The 6367-nt window shown below is 71.5% G+C and carries 3 protein-coding genes; 1 reads left to right on the top strand and 2 read right to left on the bottom strand.

Annotated elements, in window-relative coordinates; all coding sequences use genetic code 11:
* Positions 1-55 precede the first annotated feature (55 nt).
* Together ACWDRR_RS43920 and ACWDRR_RS43915 are read right to left on the bottom strand one after the other, a co-directional pair.
* Positions 56-1327 (bottom strand): MFS transporter, encoded by a 1272-nt coding sequence (locus ACWDRR_RS43920; protein ID WP_449777961.1) that lies wholly within the window; start codon positions 1325-1327, stop codon positions 56-58.
* Between the two features lie 429 nt (positions 1328-1756).
* A complete protein-coding gene (locus ACWDRR_RS43915) occupies positions 1757-3241 on the bottom strand; it encodes a potassium/proton antiporter (protein WP_449777960.1) in 1485 nt (494 codons plus the stop codon).
* Between the two features lie 301 nt (positions 3242-3542).
* On the opposite strand from ACWDRR_RS43915, the gene ACWDRR_RS43910 reads away from it, so the two are divergent.
* The gene (locus ACWDRR_RS43910) at positions 3543-6263 is read left to right on the top strand and encodes a penicillin acylase family protein (RefSeq protein WP_449777959.1); all 2721 of its coding nucleotides are present in this window, start codon (positions 3543-3545) and stop codon (positions 6261-6263) included.
* The last annotated feature ends 104 nt before the right edge of the window (positions 6264-6367 follow it).

Here is a 6367-nt window from a genome sequence, read left to right as displayed (position 1 = left end):
CCGCGCCGCCGCGCCGCCGCGCCGCCGCGCCGCCGCGCCGCCGCGCCGCCGCGCCTCAGCCCTTGACCGCCCCGACCAGCTGCGGCTGCGTCGCCGAGCCCCGCTCGCCGGCGGACGCGACCACCGTGCTCGGCGCACCCGGCGCCACCAGCAGGTGCCGCAGCGAGACCAGCGCGACCAGGCCCAGCCCGGCGCCGGCCATCGGCACCAGGAACCCGGCCGACGGCCCGTGCCCGTCGATCAGCCGCCCGGCCACCGTGGACCCGGCCGCGAGGCCCAGCCCGATGGCACCGGTCAGCCAGGTGAAGGCCTCGGTCTTGGCGCCGTCCGCGACCAGCGTCTCGACCAGGGTGTACCCGGTGATCAGCGTCGGCGCGATGGCCAGACCGCAGACCAGCCCGGCGACGGACAGCGCGACCAGGTTGGGCATCGCCCAGAGCGTCGAGCAGCCCAGGACCAGCAGCGCGTAGCTGGCGAGCATCCGGTGCCGGGCGGCTCGCCGCCAGGCGACCATGCCGTACAGCACGCCGGCCAGCATCGAGCCGCCGGCGAAGATCCCGTACACGGTGCCGTTGGCCCCGGGCTGGCCGACCGACTCGGTGAAGGCGGTCACCGAGACCTGCATCGCGCCGAAGACGGTGCCGACGCCCAGGAACGCGCCGGCCAGCAGCCGGACGCCGGGCGAGGAGAGCGCGGAGACGCGGCGGACGCCGGGCTCGTGCGGGTGCCGGGCCGGTGCGGTGCGCCGCTGGGCGGCGAAGGCGAGCCCGCCGACCACGGTCAGCGCGGCCTCGGCGATCAGCCCGGCCGACGGGTTGACCGAGGTGGCGATGGCGCCGGCGAGCACCGGGCCGATCACGAAGGTGAACTCGTCCGTCACGGACTCGAAGGCGAACGCGGTGTTCAGCTTGGCGGCCGAGAGGGCGGGAGCCGCCGGGCTCTCCTCGGAGAGCTTGGCGACCCAGCGGGAGCGGACCATCGCGCCGACCTGCGGCACGCTGGCGCCGGCCGGGGCGGCGGCGAGGAAGAGGGTCCAGACCGGGGCGTGGCCCAGGGCCAGCGCGATCAGCGCGCCGACCGAGATCGCGTGCACGATCACGGTCGGGACGAGCACGGCGGCCTGGCCGTAGCGGTCGGCCAGCCGGCCGGTCTGCGGGCCGATGAAGGCCTGGGCGACGGCCGAGACCGCCGCGACGCTGCCGGCCGTGCCGTAGGAGCCGTGGGTGTCCAGGACCAGCAGGACGATGCCCAGGCTGAGCATCGCGTACGGGAGCCGCGCGGCGAAGGCGGGGGCCAGGAACGTCCAGGCCCCGGGGGTGCGCAGCAGTGCGCCGTATCCGACGCGGGCGGGTGCGCCCCCGTCGGTGGCGGCCTCGGCGCCCGGCGCGGTGTCCGGGTGCGTGGCCGTGGCCAGGGCGGCGCGGGTGTCCGCGGTGTTGTCGACCGTTCGGCGGGCCGTCACGGTCGGTCCTTCCTGCTGCCTGGTAGCGCGGAAGGGGCATGGGGTGGCCCCGACGGCGCCGAGAGTCGTCCTCTCGCGCGTCGACCGGGGTAGTTACCGGGCCGGCTCGGCGTGGTTACCGGGACCGGGCCGCGGCCGCCGAGCGGTCGCGCCAACTCTGCTTCAGACAGATGCTGGGGTGTCTCAAATCGTCATGCATATACGCGCGTAGATGTCGCGCTTTCCTCCACAATACAGACGACATCCAAATCTGTCCTGCCCAATGAAGGTGAACGCTGGGCGAAGCCCCCATGGTCACCGCCCGTACAGCCACCCCGCGAGCTTGCCGCCCTTGTCCACGGCCCGCAGCCGCCGCTCCGCGGCCTCGCTCACCTCGTCGGTCGTGACGACCAGCAGCTCGTCCCCGCCGCGCAGCACGGTGGCCTTGTCCGGGACGAAGCTGCTCCCCTCCCGGACCACCAGGGTCACCGCCGCGCCGGCCGGCAGCCGCAGCTCGCCGATCTCCACGCCGGACATCCTGGAGGTCGGCGACAGGGCCACTGACAGCAGGTGTCCGTGCAGCTTCTCCAGGGGCGCGGACTCGATGCCGAGGTCCTGGCCCATCGAGCCCTCGGAGATCTTCAGCCACTTGGCGACCCAGGGCAGGGTCGGGCCCTGGAGCAGGGTGAAGACCACGACCAGGATGAAGACGATGTTGAAGACGTCCTGGGCCATCGGCGCGCCCGACACCATCGGGATGGTGGCCAGCACGATGGGCACCGCCCCGCGCAGCCCGGCCCAGCTGAGCAGTGCCTGCTCGCGGCAGGGCAGCTTGAAGGGCGTGAGCGTGAGCACCACCGACAGCGGCCTGGCCAGGAAGACCAGCACCGCGCCGATCACCAGCGCGGGCACCACGGCCGAGCCCATGGTCTCGGGGGTGCAGAGCAGGCCGAGCAGCACGAACATGCCGATCTGCCCGATCCAGGCCAGGCCGTCGGCGAAGCCGCGGACCGCGGGACCGTGCGGCAGCTTGGCGTTCCCCAGGATGACCGCGCTGATGTAGACGGCGAGGAAGCCGGAGCCGTGCAGCAGCGCGCCGCCGGCGTAGGCGAGCACGGTGAGCGCGAGGACGGCGATCGGGTAGAGGCCGGAGGACGGCAGCGCGACGTGCTTGATCCCGAAGGCGCCCAGCTTGCCGACCGTGTAGCCGACCGCCGCACCGATCGCCAGCTCGGCGGCGATCGTGCCGATCAGGACGTACCAGGAGTCCAGCTCGCCGGTGGTGGCGAAGGCGACGACCAGGATGACCACGGGCGCGTCGTTGAAGCCGGACTCGGCCTCCAGCAGCCCGGTCAGCCGGTGCGGCAGCGGCACCATCCGCAGGACGGAGAAGACGGCGGCGGCATCGGTCGAGGAGACGATCGCGCCGAGCAGCATGGAGGTCCGCCAGTCCAGGCCGACCAGCCAGTGCGCACCCGCGGCGGTCACGAAGACGCTGATCCCGACGCCGACCGTGGCGAGCACGGTGGCGGCCGGCATCACGGGTCTGACCTCGCGCCAGCTGGTCTTGAGACCGCCCTCGGCCAGGATGACGACCAGGGCGGCGTAGCCGATCACCTGGGTCAGCGCGGCGTTGTTGAAGGCGAAGCCGAGGCCGTTCTGGCCGAGCGCGACGCCGATGCCGAGGTAGATCAGCAGGCTCGGCAGCCCGGACCGGGTCGAGATGCGCACGGCGACCACCGCGACCAGCAGGATCACGGAGAACTCGAGGAGCAGCTGGTTCAGGTGGTCGACATTCACGCAGGGGCACCTCGGAGGCTGGGGGCGGGCGGGGTGTCTGGCGGCGGTGAGGCCGGAGCGAGCCGACCGGCCAGGGAGATTGCTCCCCTAGCGGATCGTTACTCAGTCTAACATTTTGCCATATCTTTAGCTTCGCAGTTCACACGGGTCCCTCCCGCCCCTTCGCTGACCTCGTCCGATCCCACCGTGAGCGTCCCCCGTGCACGCCCGCCAGCCGAGTCGGCCTAATGTGGTGCCCTGTCATGGCCGAGTGCCCTGGACATGCCCGCCCGCCCCCCAGTCGAGGACCGCAAGGACCCAGATGCCCCGCTCGAAGAAGTTCCGGCGCGCCCGTCTGATCGTGATCGTGCTGGTCGTGCTGCTGGTGGCCGGCGCCGGCTACGGCGGCTACCGGGGAGTGGCCGCGGTCCGCGCGTCCTTCCCGGAGGTCGACGGCAGCGTCAAGGTGACGGGCCTGAGCGCGCCGGTCGACGTGAAGCGGGATGCCAACGGCATCCCCCAGCTGTACGCCGACACCTCGGAGGACCTCTTCCGCGCCCAGGGCTACGTCCAGGCCCAGGACCGGTTCTGGGAGATGGACGTCCGACGGCACATCACCGCGGGCCGGCTCTCCGAGATGTTCGGCGACAGCCAGGTCGAGACCGACTCCTTCATCCGCACCATGGGCTGGCGCGACGTGGCGCAGAAGGAGTTCGACTCCCAGCTGTCGCCCGAGACCAAGAAGTACCTGCAGGCCTACGCGGACGGCGTCAACGCCTGGCTGGGCGAGCACCCCGGTGGCGCCAGCGCCTCGCTGGAGTACGCCGTGCTCGGCGTCGCGAACGGCGACTACAAGCCCGAGCAGTGGACCCCGGTCGACTCGGTGGCCTGGCTGAAGGCGATGGCCTGGAACCTCTCCGGGAACCTCCAGGAGGAGATCGACCGCTCGCTGCTCGCCCAGGACTTCAGCCCGGAGAAGATCGCCGAGCTGTACCCGGAGTACCCGTACGCGCGCAACGGCACCATCGTGAAGACCGGCACCGTGGCGGGCGAGAACTACCGCCCGGCGGACGGCGCCGGGCAGGCCAACGCCGGCGGCACCGGCACGGGCACCGCCCAGGGCGCCGCCGCGACCAAGGCGATGCTCAAGGACGTCACCGACCGGATCGACGCCATGCCGCAGCTGCTCGGCCGGCAGGGCCAGGGCATCGGCTCCAACTCCTGGGTGGTCGCCGGCACGCACACCACCACCGGCAAGCCGCTGCTGGCCAACGACCCGCACCTCGGCCCCGGCCTGCCCTCGGTCTGGTACCAGATGGGCCTGCACTGCCGCACCGCCTCGCCCGCCTGCCAGTACGACGTCTCCGGCTTCACCTTCGCCGGCCTGCCGGGCGTGATGATCGGCCACAACAAGGACATCGCCTGGGGCTTCACCAACCTCGGCGCGGACGTCACCGACCTCTACCTGGAGAAGGTCACCGGCCCGGACACCTACCTGGTGGACGGCAAGGAGGTGAAGTTCAACCTGCGCAAGGAGACCATCAAGGTGGCCGGCGGCGAGGACCGCACCATCACCGTGCGCACCACGCAGACCGGTGCGCCGCTGATCTCCGACCAGAGCACCGAGCAGCAGAACGTCGGCAAGTACGCCCCGAACGGCACCTCCGCCCCGGACCGCTCGACCACCGGCTACGGGGTCGCCCTGCAGTGGACGGCGCTCGAACCGGGCAAGACCATGGACGCGGTCTTCACGCTGGACCGGGCCAAGGGCTGGGACGACTTCCGGGCCGCCGCCAAGGACTTCGCCGTCCCCGCGCAGAACCTGATCTACGCCGACGCCAAGAACATCGGCTACCAGGCCCCCGGCAACATCCCGATGCGCGGCAAGGGCGACGGCGGCTACCCGGCCCCCGGCTGGGACTCCGCCTACCAGTGGAAGGGCGCCGTCCCCTTCACCGCCCTGCCGTACAGCTTCAACCCGGCCTCGGGCTACATCGTCACCGCCAACCAGGCCGTGGTCGATCCGTCGTACAAGTACCTGCTGACCAAGGACTGGGAGTACGGCACCCGGGCCAAGGAGATCACCGAGCAGATCGACGCCAAGCTCAAGAACAACGGCAGGATCTCGCCGGACGACATGCAGGAGATGCAGCTCGACAACACCAGCATCCTCGCCAAGACGCTGGTCCCCATGCTGCTCAAGGTGCGGATCGACGACCCGTACGTGCGTGAGGCGCAGGACCTGCTGAAGGACTGGAACTACCACCAGGACGCCGACTCGGCCGCCGCCGCCTACTACAACGGCGTCTGGCGCCAGCTGCTCAGCCTCTCCTTCGGCCAGAAGTTCCCGGCCGATCTGCGCGCCGAGGACAACTGCCTGCTGGTCCGTCGGCAGACCGATCCGACCAAGCCGGACAGCAGCACCCAGATCGTCACCGAGTGCGGCACCCGCGACCCGGGCAAGGCCCAGCCGGACGGCGGCGACCGCTGGACCGAGGTGGTGCGCCAGCAGCTGGAGAAGCCCGACAGCAGCTGGTGGACGTACATCGACTCGCAGCACCACGAGCAGAAGGGCCTCGACAACCTGCTCGCCGAGGCAATGAAGAATGCCCGGCAGGACCTCACCGCGCTGCTCAGCAAGGACGTCTCCACCTGGAGCTGGGGCCGGCTGCACACGCTGACGCTGCGCGAGCAGACCATGGGCAGCGACGACTCCTCGATCGCCTCCGGTGTCGTCCAGCGGCTGCTCAACCGCGGCCCGTACCGCCTCTCCGGCGGCTCGGGGGCGGTCGACGCGGCGGGTTGGAACGCGGCGGCCGGCTACCAGGTGGACTGGATCCCGTCGATGCGGATGGTCGTCGACCTGAGCGACTTCGACGCCTCGCGCTGGATCAACGTCGGCGGCGCCTCCGGGCACGCGTTCCACCCCAACTACAACGACCAGACCGACCTCTGGCTCAAGGGCAAGCTGCTGACCTGGTCCTACTCGCCCGACGCGGTCGAGAAGTCGGCCAAGAACAAGCTGGTGCTGACCACCGGCTGACCGGGCCGGGCCCGGTACGGCGGCGGCCCCGCACCTCGGAACCCGAGGTGCGGGGGCTCCTTCGGCGGCAACGCCCCCATGACCGCGGTCTTCGTGGTGATGAG

The sequence above is a fragment of the Kitasatospora sp. NPDC003701 genome, assembly GCF_053587085.1.
Note: the sequence above shows the minus strand (reverse complement) of the source record. Positions and strands in the feature narration are given on the sequence as shown.

What these genes read in the sequence shown, in the direction of transcription:
- ACWDRR_RS43910 (WP_449777959.1), top strand. Translation starts at nt 3,543, where the DNA reads ATGCCCCGCTCGAAGAAGTTCCGGCGCGCCCGTCTGATCGTGATCGTG.